Source organism: Halomicrococcus pelagicus (assembly GCF_050954125.1).
In genome coordinates, this window is sequence record NZ_JBPBWC010000022.1 from 14,714 (window position 1) to 34,505 (window position 19,792).

The 19,792-nt window shown below is 55.6% G+C and carries 16 protein-coding genes and 1 pseudogene; 6 read left to right on the forward strand and 11 right to left on the reverse strand.

Translation table 11 applies throughout. The features are described 5' to 3' along the window. Positions 1-24 precede the first annotated feature (24 nt). Positions 25-1,653, forward strand: coding sequence for a thiamine pyrophosphate-binding protein (locus ACRYA2_RS23470; protein ID WP_433633634.1), 1,629 nt, complete (start codon positions 25-27; stop codon positions 1,651-1,653). On the opposite strand, the gene ACRYA2_RS23475 is transcribed toward ACRYA2_RS23470, so the two are convergent. From ACRYA2_RS23475 to ACRYA2_RS23515, 9 genes are all read right to left on the reverse strand, one after another. After that, entirely contained in the window at positions 1,650-3,677 is a 2,028-nt protein-coding gene (locus ACRYA2_RS23475) for a hydantoinase/oxoprolinase family protein (protein ID WP_433633636.1), read from the reverse strand. The genes ACRYA2_RS23470 and ACRYA2_RS23475 overlap by 4 nt on opposite strands. Then, entirely contained in the window at positions 3,674-5,416 is a 1,743-nt protein-coding gene (locus ACRYA2_RS23480; protein WP_433633638.1) for a hydantoinase B/oxoprolinase family protein, read from the reverse strand. Before ACRYA2_RS23480 ends, ACRYA2_RS23475 begins: the two co-directional genes overlap by 4 nt. 42 nt (positions 5,417-5,458) lie before the next feature. Beyond that, positions 5,459-6,328 carry an NAD-dependent epimerase/dehydratase family protein gene (locus tag ACRYA2_RS23485; RefSeq protein WP_433633640.1) on the reverse strand — a complete coding sequence of 290 codons (870 nt, stop codon included), beginning with the start codon at positions 6,326-6,328 and terminating at the stop codon, positions 5,459-5,461. A gap of 137 nt (positions 6,329-6,465) precedes the next feature. Further along, positions 6,466-7,170, reverse strand: a complete 705-nt coding sequence (locus ACRYA2_RS23490; RefSeq protein WP_433633642.1) for an ABC transporter ATP-binding protein — start codon at positions 7,168-7,170, stop codon at positions 6,466-6,468. After that, the gene (locus ACRYA2_RS23495; RefSeq protein ID WP_433633644.1) at positions 7,167-7,931 is read right to left on the reverse strand and encodes an ABC transporter ATP-binding protein; all 765 of its coding nucleotides are present in this window, start codon (positions 7,929-7,931) and stop codon (positions 7,167-7,169) included. The genes ACRYA2_RS23490 and ACRYA2_RS23495 overlap by 4 nt, the downstream gene beginning before the upstream one ends. After that, positions 7,928-8,962, reverse strand: a complete 1,035-nt coding sequence (locus ACRYA2_RS23500) for a branched-chain amino acid ABC transporter permease (protein ID WP_433633646.1) — start codon at positions 8,960-8,962, stop codon at positions 7,928-7,930. Before ACRYA2_RS23500 ends, ACRYA2_RS23495 begins: the two co-directional genes overlap by 4 nt. After that, on the reverse strand, positions 8,959-9,921 hold the full coding sequence (locus tag ACRYA2_RS23505) for a branched-chain amino acid ABC transporter permease (RefSeq protein ID WP_433633648.1): 963 nt from the start codon (positions 9,919-9,921) through the stop codon (positions 8,959-8,961). The genes ACRYA2_RS23500 and ACRYA2_RS23505 overlap by 4 nt, the downstream gene beginning before the upstream one ends. Further along, complete coding sequence (locus ACRYA2_RS23510; RefSeq protein WP_433633650.1) at positions 9,902-11,197, reverse strand: ABC transporter substrate-binding protein; 1,296 nt, start codon at positions 11,195-11,197, stop codon at positions 9,902-9,904. The genes ACRYA2_RS23505 and ACRYA2_RS23510 overlap by 20 nt, the downstream gene beginning before the upstream one ends. A gap of 128 nt (positions 11,198-11,325) precedes the next feature. Then, on the reverse strand, positions 11,326-12,477 hold the full coding sequence (locus tag ACRYA2_RS23515) for an NAD(P)/FAD-dependent oxidoreductase (RefSeq protein WP_433633652.1): 1,152 nt from the start codon (positions 12,475-12,477) through the stop codon (positions 11,326-11,328). A gap of 94 nt (positions 12,478-12,571) precedes the next feature. Here ACRYA2_RS23515 and ACRYA2_RS23520 point away from each other — a divergent pair, with 94 nt between their 5' ends. Next, positions 12,572-13,543 (forward strand): ornithine cyclodeaminase family protein, encoded by a 972-nt coding sequence (locus ACRYA2_RS23520; protein ID WP_433633654.1) that lies wholly within the window; start codon positions 12,572-12,574, stop codon positions 13,541-13,543. Here the strand turns inward: ACRYA2_RS23520 and ACRYA2_RS23525 are convergent. After that, complete coding sequence (locus tag ACRYA2_RS23525) at positions 13,540-14,391, reverse strand: VOC family protein (RefSeq protein WP_433633656.1); 852 nt, start codon at positions 14,389-14,391, stop codon at positions 13,540-13,542. The two genes, ACRYA2_RS23520 and ACRYA2_RS23525, sit on opposite strands and share 4 nt — an antisense overlap. 793 nt (positions 14,392-15,184) lie before the next feature. Here ACRYA2_RS23525 and ACRYA2_RS23530 point away from each other — a divergent pair. Then, complete coding sequence (locus ACRYA2_RS23530; RefSeq protein WP_433633658.1) at positions 15,185-15,661, forward strand: hypothetical protein; 477 nt, start codon at positions 15,185-15,187, stop codon at positions 15,659-15,661. A gap of 555 nt (positions 15,662-16,216) precedes the next feature. Here ACRYA2_RS23530 and ACRYA2_RS23535 read toward each other — a convergent pair. After that, positions 16,217-16,417 (reverse strand): DUF4326 domain-containing protein, encoded by a 201-nt coding sequence (locus ACRYA2_RS23535; RefSeq protein WP_433633660.1) that lies wholly within the window; start codon positions 16,415-16,417, stop codon positions 16,217-16,219. Positions 16,418-17,011: 594 nt separating this feature from the next. Here ACRYA2_RS23535 and ACRYA2_RS23540 point away from each other — a divergent pair. The 3 genes and pseudogenes from ACRYA2_RS23540 to ACRYA2_RS23550 form a co-directional block, all read left to right on the forward strand. Continuing rightward, a pseudogene (locus ACRYA2_RS23540) lies at positions 17,012-17,668 on the forward strand (transposase); the annotation flags it as partial. Between the two features lie 260 nt (positions 17,669-17,928). Beyond that, complete coding sequence (locus ACRYA2_RS23545; protein WP_433633662.1) at positions 17,929-18,687, forward strand: IclR family transcriptional regulator; 759 nt, start codon at positions 17,929-17,931, stop codon at positions 18,685-18,687. 131 nt (positions 18,688-18,818) lie between these two features. After that, positions 18,819-19,790 carry an ABC transporter permease gene (locus ACRYA2_RS23550; RefSeq protein WP_433633664.1) on the forward strand — a complete coding sequence of 324 codons (972 nt, stop codon included), beginning with the start codon at positions 18,819-18,821 and terminating at the stop codon, positions 19,788-19,790. Positions 19,791-19,792 lie beyond the last annotated feature (2 nt).

A 19,792-nucleotide genomic window follows, 5' to 3' on the forward strand; every position in this document is an offset into this window, starting at 1 on the left:
GTACCGGGCCGGTCCAACACCACAATGTCAGAAACGACCGGAAGTACGTACATACTTGATGCACTGGCAGCAGAAGGCGTCTCAACACTGTTCGGCCTGATTGGAGAAGGAAACGCCCACTTCATTGATTCGACAAACGACCACAAAGTCTCGTTCAGGTACGCCCGCCACGAACAGGTCGCAGTGACAATGGCGGATGGCTATGCTCGCACAACAGGCCAGGTGGGCGTCTGCACACTCACCCATGGTCCCGGCGTAACAAATGGGGCAACCGGTATTGCGGCCGCCGACCGAGATAGCATCCCACTCGTCATCATCGTTGGAGATACTGGCTTCGCCGGTCGTGAGACATCACTCCAATATCTCGACCATCAATCGTTCACACGCCCGATATCGGCCTATCAGACACGCATCGAGACGTCCGAGACGATCCCTGAAACGATACGGCGGGCATTCGCTAAAGCACGGAGCGAACGCGGCCCCGTAATCGTTGAACTCCCCGGAGATATCCAGGAAGCACCCGCTCCAAACATCGAATATACGCCACGGCCTACGGCGACTCAGCGAATACAGCCGGACCCCGAACAGGTACAGGCAGCCGCTGGCGTGCTGGAAACGGCAGACAATCCCGTCATTCTCGCTGGCGGTGGAGCGCAGGCGTCGAACGCTGGTGACGCAATATCGACTCTTGCTGAACGACTCGGCGCCCCAATCGCAACGACATACTTTGCAAAGGGGCTGTTCTCACACGACCATTCACTCCATTCCGGCATCGCAGGGACGTTCATGACACCTGCGAATGACGCACTGCTCTGGGATGCAGACGTTGTGCTTACCGTCGGGGCGCAACTTTCGGGGAAGTCAACTCGGTATGGTGAACTCTATGCGGACGCCGAAATACTCCAAATCGACGTGTCGGCCGACGCGCTCGGTCGGTATCACGACCCCACGGTCGGTATCCTTGGTGACGCTCGAGCAACGGTCACGGCACTGACGGACTATGTCTCAGAGAACTCCGAGAGAGCTACAGAAGTAGCAGCAACGATTGAATCCGAAGGCCACATCATTCCCTTTGAGGAAGCGTCTGATGGTCCCTATGTTGATCCACGGTCGCTCACCCTCGCAGTCTCGGATCGGACTGCGGATGATGCTGTTGTTGCTGTTGATTCAGGGAACAATACGGGCTTTCCGGCGGTCTTCCATGAACTCGATGCTGGCGGGCAGATGCTCGTCAACGGGAACTTCGGGACGATGGGGTACGCAGTTCCGGCCGCGCTCGGCGCCCAATATGCGGACCGCGACCGGGACGTTGTCTGTTATACTGGTGATGGCGCTTTCATGCAGGTTGTCCAAGACGTCGAAACAGCGGTGCGACTTGGTCTCCCTATTATCTTCGTGATTTTGAACGATGAGAGCTACGGCATCATCCGTCATCGCCAGCAGTTGGAGTTTGACCGGACGACGGCCGCGGACTACGAAAGCGCGGATTTCAAAGAAATTGCGCGTGGTCTCGGTGCTCGTAGTGCTACAATCAAATCAACCGACGATCTTGCGGTTCTGGATGAATTCCGTAGTGAGCGTCCCGACACGCCCTTAGTTCTTGACGCGCATACTAATCCAGATGTTTCCCGGCCTGGATTCCCGCCGTTCTAGAGATCGACACGGAGGTTGCCACGTCGGGAAACAGTTGCTGTCGTCGCCGGGGGGAGCAGGCTTGTACAGCCGGATTCTTCAAGAATCGCTGGGCCTTCGACACGCTCGTTGACGGAAAGCGCCTCTCGGTCAAGGATTGGCGTTTCGACAAACCCCTGGTCAGCAAAGTAGATGTCGCGATATCGTTTTACCTGCTCCCCATCTGTCGTCGCGATTTCGTCCTGCAACGGCGGTGTTTCAACGGTGCCGGCGGCACGAAGCGTGACCAACTCGACCGGCTCATCCGTCATCGCGTAACCGTACAGCTGTCGGTGCTGCTCGTGGAACTGCTCGATACTCTGTTCGAAATTCTCGACAGAGTACGTCTCATTCGGCATAGAGACCGTCAGTTCGTACGCCTGCCCCGCATATCTGAGGTCAAGCTGGTGATGGATACTGATATCGTCTTCACTGAGCGCCTGATTTTCGAATCGTTCACGAAGAGTGGAATCGAGGTGTTCGAACTCGATACGGACCTGCTCGGCATCAAGTTCAGTGCCAGTGTATGCTCGAGATTCATCCATGCGGATGTCTGCCCGGAGGAGGCCACGTGCCGAGAACACGCCGGGACTCCGCGGGATCAACAGCGAATCCATATCCATATTCTGAGCCACGTTCGCTGCCTGCAGGGGGCCAGCACCACCGAATGCAACAAGCGAAAATTCGCTTGGGTCGCGGCCACGCTCCACAGTAACGCGGCGAATTTCGCGCGCCATCTTCGCGTTTGCAACCTGAATAACCTTCATTGCTGCTTCTTCAGGGGCGAGACCGAGCGGCTCCGCGATCGTGTCTGTGAACACGCTCCGAGCGCGGTCGATAGCCGATTGGACGTCGCCGTCAAGGAAGACAGCAGGATCGATACGCCCGAGCACCAGATTAGCGTCTGTTACAGTCGGGTCGGTCCCGCCACGCCCATAACAGATCGGGCCAGGGTCCGCACCAGCAGACTTTGGTCCGACACGAAGCCCACCGCCGGCGTCGATCCATGCGATGCTGCCACCGCCGGCACCGACTGTGTTAATGTCGACAAGTGGTGTATTGATCGGGAGGTCGTTAATTTCGCCTTCGGTCGAGCGAACAAGGTCTCGCTCCTCGACAATGCTCACGTCCGCGCTCGTGCCGCCCATGTCAAGCCCGATTGCATTCGTTATGTCTTCCTCTCGACTTACATCGCGACAGGCTACTGCGCCCGCAGCGGGACCTGAGAGAACCGTTCGAAGGGCGAAGTCGGTTGCTTGCTCGGTGCCGAAAATCCCGCCGCCGGAGTGCATTACGTTCAACGGCACATCGATATTCCTGTCCGTGATACCGGCATCAAGGCGGCCCAGATAATCCTGAATGGTCATCTTCACGGCTTCGTTGAGCACCGTCGTGACGGTGCGGTCGTATTCCCGGGTTTCAGGGTAGACAGCAGACGACAGCGTGTAGTCAAGCTCTGTCTCCGCTTCGATAATCTTGCCGACGCGTTGTTCGTGCGCATCATTGAGATAGGAAAACAGCATCGAGACCACGATCGAATCGACGTCTGCCGCTGCGAATTGCTGGACGGCGTCGTGAACTGCTTCCTCGTCAAGTGCATCGACAATGTCGCCATCCGCGTCAAGACGACCCGGAACGCCGATGCGATACCGACGAGGAACGAGCTCCGGCGGTTTGTCAGCCTGCAAGTTATAGAGCTCGGGGCGTGTCTGATCCCCGATCTCGAGCACGTCTCGAAGACCATCGTTTGTAATAAGGCCAAGCTCCGGAATTTCGTTTTCGAGGACGGCATTCGTACCGACTGTCGTGCCATGACTGAGGAACGACACACGCTCGGTCTCGATTCCCGTCTCGGTCAGGATTTTGTCGATGCCAGCAAGCACACCTTCATCGAAGTTTGGCGATGTCGAGGGCGTCTTCGTGGTGTAGACGTCATTGCTGTCTGCGTCATAGAGAACGACGTCAGTGAACGTGCCGCCTGTGTCAACGCCGATGCGCACAGTCATGCTCCATCACCATCCTCGGTGGCGGCCGTCTCACGAAGCTCCTGTCTGCGTGCAGCGGTCTGTTCCTCGTCGAGTCCATCATCAATTACGACGCCATAGTCGTCGTACGCTTTCCGTTTCGACACCTTCTCGTCGCGGACGTCGGCGACTACGTCGTCAAGATCTCGTTCTATTGGATCACCATATCCGCCACCGCCGGGTGTCTGGACACTCACGACGTCATTCGAGTCGAGTTTTGTCGTCGATTTCGATGCGAGTTCTTCTTCATCGTCTGTTTCGGGGTTCCGATAAAAGTTCGCGCTCCGGGCGGCATGCCCGCCAAAAACACCCCATGGTTGCGAGCGCGTACGGTCTGTGAGCAGTGAAAAGGATGCTTCGTGATCGTAGAACTCTAAGTCGCGTCGAACGCCAAGGCCACCACGCTGGCGACCGGCGCCCTCGGAGTCCTGAATGAGTTCGTATCGGCGGACGTACACCGGGAGTTCCGCCTCTAACTCCTCAATGGGGCTATTGGCCGTATTCTGGAAATGTGTCTGCACTGCATCCATGCCATCTTTCTCTGCGCGACCGCCGTAGCCTCCAGCGACGGTTTCATAATACACGTAATCGTCGTCGTCTCGCGGGTCGTGGCCGCCGTACGCGACGTTACAGACGATGCCTTTGGTTGCGGCGATTGTCTCATCCGGGACCGCGTCTGCAAGCGCTTTAGTTACGAGATCGCCAGCACGCATTGGAATCTCCCAGCCGCCAGCAACAGGACGATTGAATGACGGATTCACCATCGAGCCTTCGGGCGTGATGATGTCGAGCGGACGGTAGAAGCCGTCATTTTTCGGCAGATCTTCGCCGATGAATGCCATGATGACAGCCATGGTTCCGGCGAACGCCATGGCGGGGGTGCAGTTCAGCGGCCCCTCATTCTCGTCAGCGGTGCCAGTGAAGTCGATCGTCATTTCATCGCCATCGACCGTCAGGGTGAGCACGAGGTCGACGGTTTCGTCGGTAATACCGTCGCCGTCCATCTCGTCTGTGGCAGAATAAGAGCCGTCCGGGAGTTCTTCGATTGCTGCACGTACTCGTCGTTCCGTGTAGTCAAGGAGTTCATCCAGATACGAGTCTATCTGCGAACTACTGTGTGTCTCGTGCAGGTCGATGAATCGTTTCTCGCCGATTCGGTTCGCGCCCAGTTGGGCCTGATAGTCGCCGCGCCGCATCTTTGGCGAGCGGACGTTCCGAAGAATGAGTGAAAGGACGTTTTCGTTGTATTCCCAGTTCTCTACGGCATGGATTCCTGGGATGATCATGCCTTCTGCGTAGAGTTCAGTACTATCGTTGGGGATGCCGCCTGGTGTTCCGCCACCGATATCGACGTGGTGAGCGGAGTTTGCGGCGTAGCCGATAATCTCGTCGTTGTGGAAGAGTGGCGAGATCAGCATGACGTCGGGGAGATGGACGGCGCCTCTGTATGGGTCGTTGATGAGAATGCCGTCGCCCGGTGAGAGGTCGTCCTCCCAATCAGGGATATTTCGGGGGACGACGGAGACAAGCGACCCGATATGTTGAGGAGCGATATCGTGCTGGGCAATATGCCTAAGCTCTTTATCAAATAGTGCACACGTGTGGTCGCGTCGAATCTTGATATTTGTTGAATATGCCGTCCGCTGGAGTGTCACCCCCATCTCTTCGACAATACTCTTGAGCGAATGCCGGAATATCTCGAGTTCGCCAGTGTCTACCATACTACTTTCTCCCGTACCAACTACATAAATTCAGCGGGGGTTTCACTCAGGTGGCCCAGACCACTCTCCACCGTTATCCTGTGGATTGTAACCGAGCACTTCCTGCGTATGTGAGAGATCAACCCACGTTCCATCATTGTCGCTAACCCCCCAGAAGATATCAAACTCAATCGTCTTGTTTTGGAGACACTGGTCGATCAGTTGGCCGAGATCTCGATGAGAGAGCCACGTACATTTCAGTCGGTCAGCCATATACTCGTAGTCCTCACTGTCTCGCTCCCACCACCCTTCGTCGACGCCCATCTCAGCAAGCCCATACGGATGGTCGTATTCGCTGCCAAGAACTGTCTTGATGCGAACGGAGTAGAAACTCGTCGGATAGTCACGCGTGTTCGTCACGTACGTCGGATGTCGTTCTCCAAGCGGATTCGCCTGACTCTCAACGAATAGTCGGCCGGCTGCCTCGCCGAACACTTTCGAGAGCCCATAGAACGAATCCGGCCGCACCGGATCGTCGCGAGTGACCGAAAGGATAGAAGTGGAATCATAGATATCGGGACTGAGTTCGACCTCATACATTCCGACGGTGTGAATCGACGACGCAAAGATGAACTTCTCGACTTCTGCGTCAGCGGCCGCCTGAAGGACATTGTACGTCCCGATGATGTTATTCTCGAGAATCTCCTCCCAGGACCCATTCAGGTCAACAATAGCGGCCAGATGGATAACTGCATCATGGCCTTCGAAATGGCCGCGAAGGTCGTCGGGGTCCGTGATATCTGCGATAACTGTTTCCCGGTCGGGATGGTCCTCGACATCGAGGCAGGTGAACTCGTATTCGTCTCGATCGCCGAGTTGGTCGAGAATCGCGTTCCCGACTGTCCCGTTCGCTCCCGTGACAAGGACTTGCATACAAACAAAAATGGAAAACCAATATCAAATATGTTTGGGGTGCCCAGCGACTGAGCTTCGCGAACTGCAGACGCTACGCCGTCCGCAACGAACGGCTTCACTCAAAGGGGAGTACGGAGACTGGACCGGGAGATAGTTTATCCCCCGAGGAACTGCTGTCGGACCTCCTGGTCCTGTAACAGGGCGTCTCCATCATCCTCGTATCGATTTTTCCCATTCGCGAGAACATACCCGCGGTCACAGCGCCGAAGTGCTTCCTTCGCATTTTGCTCAACCATCAGAACCGTCGTGCCTGCATCGTTGATAGCGTCGATACGATCAAACATATCATCGACGAGGTCAGGCGCAAGACCGGCTGATGGTTCGTCGAGCAAGAGGATATCCGGGTCAAGCATCAATGAGCATCCCATTGCAAGCATCTGCTGTTGGCCTCCAGAGAGATCGCCTGCCTTCTGTTGTTTTCGATTGGCAAGCACCGGAAACCGATCATACACCTCTTGTTTTCGCTCTTCAGGGAATTCATCGAGAATATAGACTGCGAGGCGGAGGTTTTCCTCGACGGTCAGCGTCGGGAAGACGTTCTCGGACTGGGGAACATATCCAAGCCCTTCGTAGATGATGTCTTCTGGCTCTAACTCAGCGATATCTTTCTCTTTATACGTAATGGTGCCGTCCATGTACGTTGCGAGCCCGACAATCGTCTTCATCACTGTCGACTTTCCAGCGCCGTTCGGACCGACGATAGTGACGTACTCGCCGTCGTCAACGTGTAAATCGATATTGGAGAGAATCTCAAGGTCGCCGTAACCAGCGTCGAGATCCTGAATTTCGAGCAGGCTCATTCGATATCTCCTCCAAGATACGCTTCAATAACGCGTTCATCTTCAACGACCTCATCCGGGTCGCCTTCAACCAGTAACTTGCCCTGCTGAAGCACAATCAGCCGATCAACGAGTTCAGTAAGCGTCTCGAGTTCATGCTCGATAACGATCACTGTTTGTCCGTTTTCGTTCAGTGATTTAATGTGATTGGTGAGCTTCCGTGTCAGCGTTGGATTGACGCCGGCGAACGGCTCGTCGAGCATGAGGATAGCTGGGTCAAGCATCAACGCTCGCGCCAGCTCTAACAGCTTCCGCTGCCCGCCGGAAAGATTACCACTGTACTCAGTTGCGAGATGGTCAAGCTCGAACTGGTTGATGAGTTCGTCTGCTTGCTGGCGCACCTCTCGTTCACGGCTTTGCATCTCCTCGTTGTGAAGGAGTGCAGGAATCGTGTGTTCACCGGGCTGATCAGGGGCAGCCAGCATCACGTTTTCGCGCACCGTCATCGTCTGTAGCTCGCGAGTTAGCTGGAACGTCCGCACCAATCCCTTTTGTGCGATTGTGTCCGTCGACTTGTTCGTGATGTTGTCACCGTTGAGGTGCACCGTGCCAGCGGTTGGCTCTTCGACGCCGCTCACACAGTTGAACAGTGTTGTCTTTCCGGCACCGTTCGGGCCGATGATGCCGACGAGTTCGCCCTGATCGATATCGAGTGAGACACCGTCGAGCGCTCGCACGCCACCGAACTCTTTTTGAAGATTATCGGTTGCGAGGAGCGTCATCGATTCACCCCTAATTCTTCGGCATTACCCCAGATACCTTCCGGTTTATACCGGATGATACCGACGAGAACCAAGCCGACTACCATCAGTCGAAGGGAAGCAAAGTCAGCAGACGACACTGGTATCGGTCCCTGGACGAATCGGGTAAGGAAGCGGAGACCGACGATGATTGCCAATCCTGCGATGACTGCACGGTTGTTGCCCGGACCACCGAGCAGCATCCCGATCCAGATGATGACCGTGACATTGAGTGTGAAAAAGCCTGGCGAGACAGCGCCGTTGTAGAGTGCGTAGAGACCGCCAGCGAAGCCGGCGAGCGCAGCCCCGTAGACGAACGATTGCATCTTGTAGGTGACTGCGGGTTTACCGAGCGCTCGCGTTACCAGCTCGTCCGCTCGGATTGCGCGGAGGACGCGCCCATACGGTGCGTTGGTAAGACGGTTGATACCAGCGTATGTGAGAAGGGCGATGGTGGCAAACACGAACAGTGCCGCAAGCACTTCTGTATCGCTGGACGATGTTGCTTCTTTCAGCGGCTGAGGGATGCCGAGAATGCCGACGTGAGCGCCGAAGAGGCCTCTGAAGGCGACAAAGAGTGAGTGAATGATTTCGGCCGCAGCAAGGGTTGCAATTGCGAGAAAGTCGTCTCGCAGTCGAAGAGTCGACATGCCGATGATGATTCCGAGCACGCTAGCGGTAATCACACCGGCAAGCAGGCCGACCGGCCACGGCAGTCCAAGTCCGGTCCCAGCATATGGGTTCACTGCTGTAAGCATCGCGACGGTGTATGCGCCGACGGCGAAGAAGGCGACATGCCCGAAGTTGATGAGGCCAGTAAAGCCGAACTGGAGATTGAGTCCAAGGACGAGTAGGATGTAGAGCAGTAGTAGAATCGTGACTTCGAGGTACGCCAGGGCAGCACCTGGCACCTGTGCGTTAACTGGCGTCCACAGGAACAAGGCCGCGATTACGGCTGTGAGAGCGGCAAGTAGGAGTGAACCGCGGTTGGTGACTGTGTCCGTGACGCTCATGCTTTCCGCACCTCCCGGCCGGCGATGCCACGTGGCCGAACAAGGAGGACGCCGATGAGCACTAGAAACGCCATCGTCGTCCCGAGTTCGGTGACGTTTGCTGGGAGGAGCGCGATCGACAGTGACATGACGAGTCCGATGATGTACGCGCCGGCGATGGCGCCATAGGCGCTTCCAGCGCCGCCAAGGATTGCGGCGGCGATAATTGGGAGGATTTGGCTGAATCCGATGCCGGCGCTCGCGTTCGTCTGGACGGCGAGTAGGACACCGGTGATGCCTGCAAGTGCGCCGGCAAGGAGCCAGACGCTATCGCGAATGCGGCGAGTGTCAATGCCGCGGACGCGTGCGAGGTTTTCGTTGTCTGCGAGCGCTCGCATCGCGATTCCGGCAGTGGTTCGGGTAAGCAAGAGATGGATTGCGATGAATACGGCGATTGCGATGCCGATGACGATGAGTTGCTGTGTTGTGATGAAGAAGTCGCCGAGAAGCGCCGTTGAGCCGACCGCTAGGTCGGGGAGTTTGAATCGGAATGTTGTCGGGGAGGCGGCGATATAGCGTGCTGATTGGCCGGCGGTGATTCGATAGCCGTTTCGCAGGAACAGCCCCAGTCCGATGGATGTGAGTAAAAGTGGGACTGCGCCTGCGTTTTTGAGCGGTGTGAAGAACAGGCGAGCGAGGATCAAACTGAAAATAGCTGTAACGATGAGCGCGGCGATGATTGCGAGTGGGAGCGGGAGTGCGAAGGCGTCTGCTGCGAGAAAGCCGGCGAACGCCCCGGTGGTGATGTACTCTCCATAGGCGAAGTTTATCATGCCAATGATGCCGTAAATGAGCGTGAATCCGACTGCGGCGATAGCGATGTACGACCCTATAACGAGCCCGAATATGGCGTTTTGGAGCAGACCCATAATTGATGTGTGTAGGGAAATCTGGAGACAGTCAGTATTCGTCTTGGTCAACGAATTTTCGAAGCGTTTTCGCCTTGATAACGTCAGTCTGTTTGAATGAATCTGCTTGTGCAGTCATAATCCCAACCGAGCCGAAGACATTGCCGTACTGCGTGAAGTTACACCGCGTGGCAGCACCCTGGAATGTTATTTCGCCGTTTTTGAGCGCTTTCTGCCCGTCGGCGAACGTGCTAACTGTCTTCCCATTTTTTCGGGTGACGGGACCGAGATTCTTCTCAATCGCCTTCGGTGACGCTTCACCTGCGCGCTCAATAGCAAGCGCTGTCGATACCACGGAATCATAAGCACAGGGCACCCACGCATTCATTTCGGCGTTGCCAGCATTGTTGAACTTCGACTTGAAGCCCTGGAAATAGGGGCCTTGTCCCACTGGTGTTGCGCTCCACGCGCCATCGAATTTACTCCCGATTGTCTTGGCCAGTTTCGGATCCGCAAGCACGTCTGAGAGGATTGGCTGGCGGCCGTAGCCGCCTGACTCCCAGTCCCGGAAGAGTGTCGTCGCGTCTTCAAGCCCCATGCTTACGACGAACGCTTTGAAATCAGCGTCGAATAGACGGGAGAGGCCAGCTTGATAGCTCGACTTGCCTTCCTGGACCTCAACGGTTTTGGCGACGGACCCACCGCCGTCCTTGAAGTGGTTCATGAATCCCTCAGCCCAGGTCCGTGCGCCAGCCGTATTGCCATGGATAACACCGACTCGCTTAATGCCCTTGTCAAGGGCATGCCGTGCACCACCAGCAGTCTGGACAGTGTCGGAAATCGTTGTCCGCCAAACCCAGCCGTCGTCGCTGAGTTTCTTCGGCGTCATTTTGTCGCCGCCTTTGGTGTCGAGGAAATTCGTCCCTGGCCACGGCGTGTTGATCGGTGTTTCCAGTCCTTTCAGGAATTCAAAAAGAGGGGCGATTTCGCTGGAGAAGAGCCCGTTGATGGCGATGGCGTTGTCGTTTTCGATAAGCTGTTGGACGACGGTGCGTGCTTGCTGGGGGTTGACCGAGGTGTCGCGACGCACGATTTTCAACTCACGATCGAGAGGACCACCTGCTTTGTTAATCTCTTTTACCGCCATGTTCGTCGCTTGCGTGATACCCGGCTGGAGGAAGTCCCACTTACCGGTCTGTGCGGCTGGCTGCCCGAAGACGATCGGTTTCCCCTGGTTTCCGCTATTTCCGCTTAGCCCAACACAACCTGCACTCGCAGCGATCGCCCCCACACCAGTTGCCTTCAAAAAACGTCGCCGGCTATTCCGATCACTGTCATGTGAAACCATACCTCGAATAATGAAATGGTCTGTTATAATACTTCCGTCGGTTTCGAATAGAGACTCCTTATTGGCTTGCTTGGTGTAATCATAACAATTTAAGAAAGCAATAACTGATATATATTCTATAGTTTTTACTATGCGACATTTTGTTCGACACGGCCCCCATCATTGTCACCGAACCGGCGACCGGAAAGCGGAGTGACGTCAACAAGCGTCGAACTATCACTCAAGCAGAGGTCCCGAACGATTTGGCCAGTAGCAGGCGCATGCTGGAACCCATGGCCAGAGAACCCAGCCGCAGTGATGAAACCTGGCACCGTCTCCTCAATAATTGGATGATGATCGGGCGTCACCGCATAGAGTCCGGCCCAGCCGCGCCGAATACGAGAATTAGGACCAAAGTACGTTGTATACTCTGCAGCGTGCTCGACGGCCGTCGCAGCCCACGCCATATCCATCGACTCAGAATAGGTGTCCGCGTCCGCATCGGGATCCTCAGCATCGAAATACCCACCGACCAGCGCCGCACCATCTCGCTCCGGACGGAAATACGACCCCGTCTCTAGATTGATTGTCAACGGCACATCCTCAGCAACCGGCTTGCTCGGCTCCACAACCGCAATCTGTCGACGGCGCGGCCGAATCGGAAGCTCCACACTCGCCATCTCGCCAATCCGTGCCGCCCACGCACCAGCTGTATTCACCACAAAATCCGCAGATAAGACACCGTCAGCAGTTTCAACCCCAATAACGGTATTTCCATTAGTGAGTACGTCAGTGACAGCCGTGTTCGTCTGAATATCAACGCCGGTCTCCCGGGCGGCACTGGCGTACCCCTGGACAGCGAGATTTGGGTCGGCAAACCCGTCTGTCGAATTGTACGTCGCAGCAGTGAACTGATCCGTTAGCAAGCCCGGACACTGCTCGCTTGCCTGTTCCGGCGTCAAAAGCTCAGTATCGACGCCGAGTTCGTTCTGCATCTGCACGTTCTGCTGGAATTGATCGGCCATCTCCGCCGTCTGTGCGAGAAAGAGATAGCCTGGTTTTCGGTACGCGAGGTCAACGCCGAAGGAGTCCTCGAACCGTTCCCAAACCTCTCGGCTCGCCATCGAGAGTTTGACGTTCACTTCCGTCGAAAACTGTGACCGGATACCACCTGCTGCCCGGGATGTACTGCCAGTTCCGAGCGAGTTCTTCTCATAGAGCGTAACGTTCGCGCCTGCTTCGCCTAAATAGTATGCTGCTGATAGCCCGACAATGCCGCCCCCAATGACGACTGCATCCATAATATGCTAGCCGTTCACAACAGCCAATATAAGTCTACTGTTACTGCGCCCAATCGAAGGAAACTCTAAGAGAGCTCGTCACATCGCAGTCGACATGGTTCTAATTTTGTCCGACGAAGAAATCGGCGCGCTCACTGACCTGCAAATACTCCCCGACGTCATCGAAACCGCGTTACGCAAACAAGCGGCCGGTGAAGTAGAGCGGCCCGAGCGGCCTCACTACGATATTGGAACGGGTCTTGAGTCCTCCCAGCCGCTCGGCACTGGTCTCGTCATGCCGGCCTATATCCATGGCACGGACTATTTCGCGACCAAATTAGTCAGTCTCCATGAAGACAATTCCGACCGTGGCTTGCCGACACTACACGCGCAACTCGTGCTTGCCGACGCACAGACAGGTGAACCCGTCTCCTTCATGGACGCTACACGCATCACGAACGGACGAACCGGCTGCATCGGGGGCCTCGCGGCACGCGAACTCGCGAACTCTCCTGTCAATCTCGCTGTCATCGGTGCTGGTGCACAGGCCCGCTGGCAGACCCGTGCCATAGCGACGCTTACCAACCTTGACTCCGTCACCGTGTATTCGCCGAGTGAATCGAAACACGACTGCGTCAGCGACCTGCAAGACCGCGGTATTCCTGCAACGGCTGCCGACACAGCCGATGCCGCCGTTCGTAACGCAAACGTCGTCGTCACAGCAACAACTAGCACCACCCCCGTCTTCTCTGTAGACGCCATCCAGCCCGGCACACTCGTCATCGGTGTAGGCGCTTACGCATCCGACATGCAGGAGCTCGAAGCCGGTGTCTTCGACCGAGCTACGAATGTGTTCGCAGACGTACCTGAGGAAGTCATTGACACCGGCGACCTTGCTGCGACTGACCTCGCTGAAACCGACCTTATCCCGATGGCTGCGCTCTTCGATGACCAAGCAGGACGGGAATCCGAGGATGATATCCTCGTAGTTGACAGCGTCGGCAGCGCCGTCTTCGACGTCGCCGCGGCCTCACATCTCTATGAGACCGCGACCGAACACGAGGTCGGGACAAGACAGTCCCTTTAGCTGGACGACTGATCATCGGTCTCGACAATGCCGAGATAGGGACGGTCGAGCGGTGTCGTTGGCCCAATCCAGCTGACAGTTCGGTCAGCGAACTCTTCCGTGTGTTCTACGTCGAAGGGTGTCGCTGCTGTGGGTTCTTTTCCGAGGAGATAGGCGATTGGAATTGGTCCAAACGCGTTCAGTCGCTCGGTAAGCCACCCGTCCGAGGCTGGTTCTGCCAGAATGACGGGCGCGTTCGGAAAGACGGCAATCTTGGCTTCGCGGGTAGAATCAAAGCGCTTCGCTGGGGTTGAGAGCTCAAATGCGGTCTTGAATCGTTCGACTGCTGTTGTTCGGTTGGGGACAGCCAAGACAACGGTTTCGATTCCTGTAATCGAAGTAGTAGCCATATCGTCGGTGGGTGAAATACGCCGTGTCCGCGGTGTTGTGTCCTCGATGAGAAACGGAAGCATCGTGCCTGGATCACCGTCGCCGAGGAAGGTGAGTTCCCACTCGATACGTGCCCCTTCCTCGGGTGTGCGGTGGTAGCTGTGCGGCCCATCAACGCTGATACCGCGGTCGCGGAGACGAGCCGTTCCGGCAGCGATATCGTCGACACCGACCGCCCATGCGCAGGGGCCGCCATTTTCCTGGATTGGCGAATGCCACCATGGCGACTCTTGCTCTGTGTCTGCCTTCGAAATGAGTTCGATATAGCTGCCATCTCCGAATCCGACGACGGCCATATGGGTCACGCCATTCGAGTGCGTGCCGCCGTATTCTGGCGAAAGCCCGGCCTGGTTGTATGCCGCGCTCAATGATGCAAGATCACGGCTAGCAACAGTGACATGATCGATGCTCAGGTTCATGGCTTCACTGGTTCGTCCCTACTCGTATACCCGGATTACTTGAGCTATCAATGTTTGGCATCACGCCCAGCTAACGTCTCATGACGGGATAATGTTCAGAGATATGGTCGAGACAGTCGCCGACGAAGGAGTTGAGACTCGTTGCAGCTGTCAGTTCAAAAGGGTGTGCTCGAGGACGACATAGCTATTTTTAGAATGCCTATCGACATAAGGATAGGAAAGAAGAAGAGAATAAGTCGTCGCCTCTGCTCGCCATTGGCGAGTTACTAAGGCGTCAGAGGAACCATCATCGTCAATCTCAGTTATCGACACTATCGGCCAGCAACTCCGTGATCTACTCGTCGGGGCGCTGGGATGAGAGTTCGCCGAGTTCGATTAGCTGTGATTCTGCCGCGATTGCATGCCCACACGGATCGACGCGTTAGAAACTGTATCAGTAGAAAACGAACGATAAGGAGACAGGATTAACAACTGCCGAGATTTCGGAACTCGCTCTGATCGCACTTTGAACAATCAGATGGTTTCGAAATAAAGGTGGTGCCGCATTTTTCACATTCAAAAATATCACCGGTCACCCGTACCTTCTGTTCCATCTGTTGAGGCGGGTTTCTTGAACTAAAGGTGTCGCATAACCAATGTAGTATTTCTATAGCTATGCATAGACACAGGCTCTACGTACATATGTTTTGTCACAGAAACCTCATATTAACTTACATTTCTAATAAGCGTGGATATTTACACAAAATCAGAGTCATTAATCCAGCGGAACGCTCGCGTGCGGGCGTCTGTACGGATGATCAACCTCGTTCGAGATTACGATAGCACCGAAGGGGTCGATTATGAGTCGCCGAGTCTCGTGGCCGAAGCAGCGAACGCAGGCCGCCAACTCGTCGATACGGTCGAGCGCTCCGAACAGAACACGGAACTGGTGAACTTCCGCGAGCAGCGCGCTGAATCCCAGCACGTCGAGGAGAAGTATCTCGACGTGCTGGAGGCCGGGCAGAAGATCGCGGAAGAGAACAACGCGATGATCGCGCGGCTGGACTATCGGACGGTCGCCACCCACTACGGGTGTGCGTACAAGAACGACGGCTATCGCGTGATGGAGGAGATGGCCGACCGAGTCCCCGGCGTGACCTACAAGGAGAGTCGGACATTGTCGGCAGACGACGCGATGGGTGTCGGCGGTCGGCATATCGAGATCTCGTTCGCTGACCCCGATCTCGCCGGCTGGATGCGAGCACACAACGCCAACACGGGAGGAAACTAACCACGACAGGCAGCGTTACAATATTGTAATCACGGGGGTTCCCGAACCCCCGTCTGCGGCGACACCACCGCACGAGATCCACACCGCATTCCCGGTAACCCACGGTGGTACCGTTCGTACGACTACTGTGGGGTGCGTCCTTTTCTGCGTCATTTCTGCGAAAGAGAAGGGGGTCGACGGCGTCGACCCCCGTTATTACAGCGTTGTAACCAACTCTTCGCAACAGGTTCACGAGACAGCGACAAAGCTGAGCAAAAGCGCTCTAGCCGAACTACGCAGACCACCGCGACAATGGGAGGGCAGCGCTCCGGGCCTGGGTAGGCGACGAGTGCGAGGCAGAGCGAGAACGCGAGCAGGAACGGAAGCGTCTCCGAGACCGCCGTCGCCAGAGCAAGACGACGAGCAGGGACGCGAACTAAACACCGTACTGGGCCAACGTCGCCGACGCGATCGACGCCGTGGACGCCCGCGACGCCGCTCGCGAGATTATAGTCGAAACGGCGTGTTCTCGCAGTTCGGTCGCTCTTGGACGAGCACGTAGGTTAGTATACTATGCTAACTTCGGAGGTATTCAAGAATGACGTCCCGGTGGCACGCCTTCGGGGTATACCAACAGGCGAGCGTCTTGCCACGGAGCTCTTCGACAGCGTCTTGGAATTCATCGTCGTTGAGCCTGTCGTGAAACGCCTCTCGGTACTTCTCGACTGCTTCCTCTCGCGAGTATCTATCACTCGTCTTGTAGGGATTACCGAGCACCCGTCGTCGCCGACGTCAGTGTTCAGCATGTGACTCTCCCCGCCGTTGGCTCTCCCGATATCAACGTCGTACTCGTCGGTCTTTCGTTGGTTAACGAGACGAGTCTGTACGTCGCCTGCAAGCGTGGTCTGTTATCGTCACGGCGGTAGTCTCCGTACAATTGACAGTGATTCGCAGACGTTTCCATATTCCTTTTCGCAGCAGTTTCTCGACTGGATGAAATTGCGTTGACTGCTGCAGAGGATGTGTCCAGCATCGGAATTCGTCGTTCAGTCCTTGTGGTCAGGGTTGAAAGCGTAATAGGCAACAGCCATTGTAACGGCCTCGAACGTCAATCGCTCACCGACTAGCGCGCCAAAAAGGAACAGAGTCGTGACGTCCTCGCAGCAGGGCCGCCAATGGCTCAAAACAACCCCCAAGTGAGCACTCCACTCTACCAAATCTCAATTCCGGAAGCAGGTCGTCACGGTTGCGACCTATCCCACGATCGGGAAGACTGAACGCGGCCACCTGCGAGCCTATGTCTATATTGGGAATTTCGGCTTTGTTGGAAACCCTTGCTGAGAAACACGATGATGAGTAACCTCCGTCATGATGGATGACCTCCCGAAGTCGCGCCTTCTCCAGTTCGTCGAACGTGCTGTCGTGCTGGCTCGCCGCGCTGTGTCACGGTTCTCGACTCGCTATTCGCGGAAGCGCATCCCGCTCCGGCAACACGTCGTCCTGCTTTGCCTGCAAATCAAGAAAACGAGCACGTATCGTGACCTCGCTGACGAACTTACCGAGATGGCCCGTGTCCGTGACGCCCTATATCTTGACTTGATTCCCCCACCCTCGACACTCTGTAAGGCGTTCGACCGCCTGGAGATGGCTGTTTGGCGTGTCCTGTTGAACGTCTCCCTCACAGATTTGCTGCTGAACAGAGTGGCCGATATCGATACGTCCGGGTTTGAGCGGGCCCACGCCTCAGCCCACTACACGAAGCGAACGAATCCCACGATACAGCATCTAAAGACGACGCTATTAGTCAATACAGAAACCAACGCGGTACTCGATATTCACGTGACGACAACGCAGAAGCACAATACCCAAATCGCACCACAGGTGGTGACATGTAACGCTGGGGCCATTACAGTACTGATCGATGACAAGGGATATGACGATCAGAAACTTCGGCGGATCGCCCGCAAGTACGACATCCGACTACTCATCAAGTATCGTGAGTTCACGTCACTCCACAAGGCATCCAACCCCTTCAGAATCCTCCGATGATATAAGTTACAGTGTATTCACACATACATATACTTATAATAGGATATTTATATAATTTTATATAACAGATATTAGTGGCAAGTGGTTGATCGAGAGTCTCTCGGACCACTTAACCCCCTAGGTGGTTCATACCCAGGTATAAACATCGATTCTGAGGGGTGAATGGTTATTTTACAATACTGAATTTGCTTTCTGTATGGCAAAAGTATAAGTCTATGATTTCAGCATTTAGAGTTGCGATGACCGATGACTCTGCGAACCACGTCAAATCAGTCACCCGGGCCCTCGACATTATAGAAGCACTCAAGGATCTAAACGGAGGGGGTGTTTCTGACGTGGCGGACCGAGTAGACATTCCTCCAAGTACGGTACACAACTATCTCGCGACGCTTCAGGCGAACGAGTACGTTGTCACGAAGGGGTCTGAGTACCATCTCGCAGATCGGTTCATTCACATCGGTGATTTCGCGAAAAACCGCCATGACCTGGTGAACGTCGGGAAGCGGGAAATCGAATCGCTCGTTGAGGAGACGGGGCAGACGGTGAATCTCGTCCTTGAGGAGAACGGCATGGGCATCTATGCCTACAGCAGGACCGGGGCAGGAGGGCTTCAGAACTTCGCACACGTCAGAGAGCGTGAGTACCTCCACAGCACTTCGTCGGGCAAAGCACTGCTCGCAAATCTTCCCGAAGAGCGCGTCGAAGAGATCATAGCAACCCACGGACTGCCCCGCAAGACATCGAGTACAATCACCGAGGAATCCGAATTGAAAGCTGATCTTTCGACGATTCGTGAGCGGGGGTACTCACTTAACGATGAGGAGAATACGCCCGGTGTCAGGGCGGTTGGGGCACCGATCGAGATAGAGGCGGATACCTTCGCTGCGGTGAGCGTTGCGGGGCCCATCAATCGGTTCACGGACGAAGTATTCTACGATGAATTACCGGGTATGGTGCACCGGACTGCCAAATCTATCGAAGTTGATTTAGTTAGCTGATGTTTTCTTCCTGAACCACAATTCTGCATCGCTAAAATTGAGGGTAGATAGCCCCTAAGCATAAATTACTCCTATTTATCCAGTGAATATGATAAACACACTTTACTGCCCTGTCTGTGATACGCAATTCCATGGGATTCAGTGACTATGCTGTAAAACGGCTATTGCTGGCCATTCCAGTTTTACTGGGGGTGTCTATCGGGGTCTTCCTGCTCATCAAGCTCTCCCCTGGAAGTCCCGTTACGACGATCTTGCCACCACAACAACGAACGCCTGCAAACGTCGAACGGCTCAGACAACGTCTTGGACTCGGCAAACCGCTTTACGTCCAGTACTTCAAATGGCTCAAACACGCAGTCGTGGGCGATCTCGGCCGGTCGTACGCCCTCCAGAGCCAGGTGACCAGTCTCATTCTCTCACGGATATGGCCGACAATTCAACTCGCGCTCGTCTCCCTACTCGTCGCTATCTTGATCGCCGTCCCGGCCGGCGTGATCAGTGCAGTGTACAAGGACACGTGGATCGACCACACCAGCCGCGTCGTCGCGTTCCTCGGTATCAGCATCCCACCGTTCTGGCTCGGCATCATGATCATCATGGTGTTCGTCCTGTTCTGGAAGAGCTGGTTCGGGGCACCGCTGATTCCCATTAGCGGCTACGCCGCGCCGACCGAGAATCCGCTTCAGTGGGCGCGCACTATCCTCGCTCCGGGAATCACACTCGGGGTGGGGTACGCCGCGTTGACCGCACGGATGACCCGGTCAGCGATGGTCGAGGTGTTAAACGAAGATTACGTGCAGACGGCCCGTTCAAAGGGCGTCAAAGAGAGCAGCGTCGTCCTCGTTCACACCTTCCGGAACGCGCTCATCCCAGTTGTAACCGTTCTGGGTTTACAGATCGGATTCCTGTTCAACGGCTCCATCGTCGTCGAACAGATATTCAAGTGGCCAGGTATCGGCCGACTGCTCTACAACGCTGTCCTGGCTCGGGACCTGCCGCTGATACAGGGAATCATCCTCGCCATCGCGATGGTGTTCGTGCTCGCAAATCTGTTCGTCGACCTGCTATACGCGTATCTTGACCCCCGAATCAAATATGAATGAGT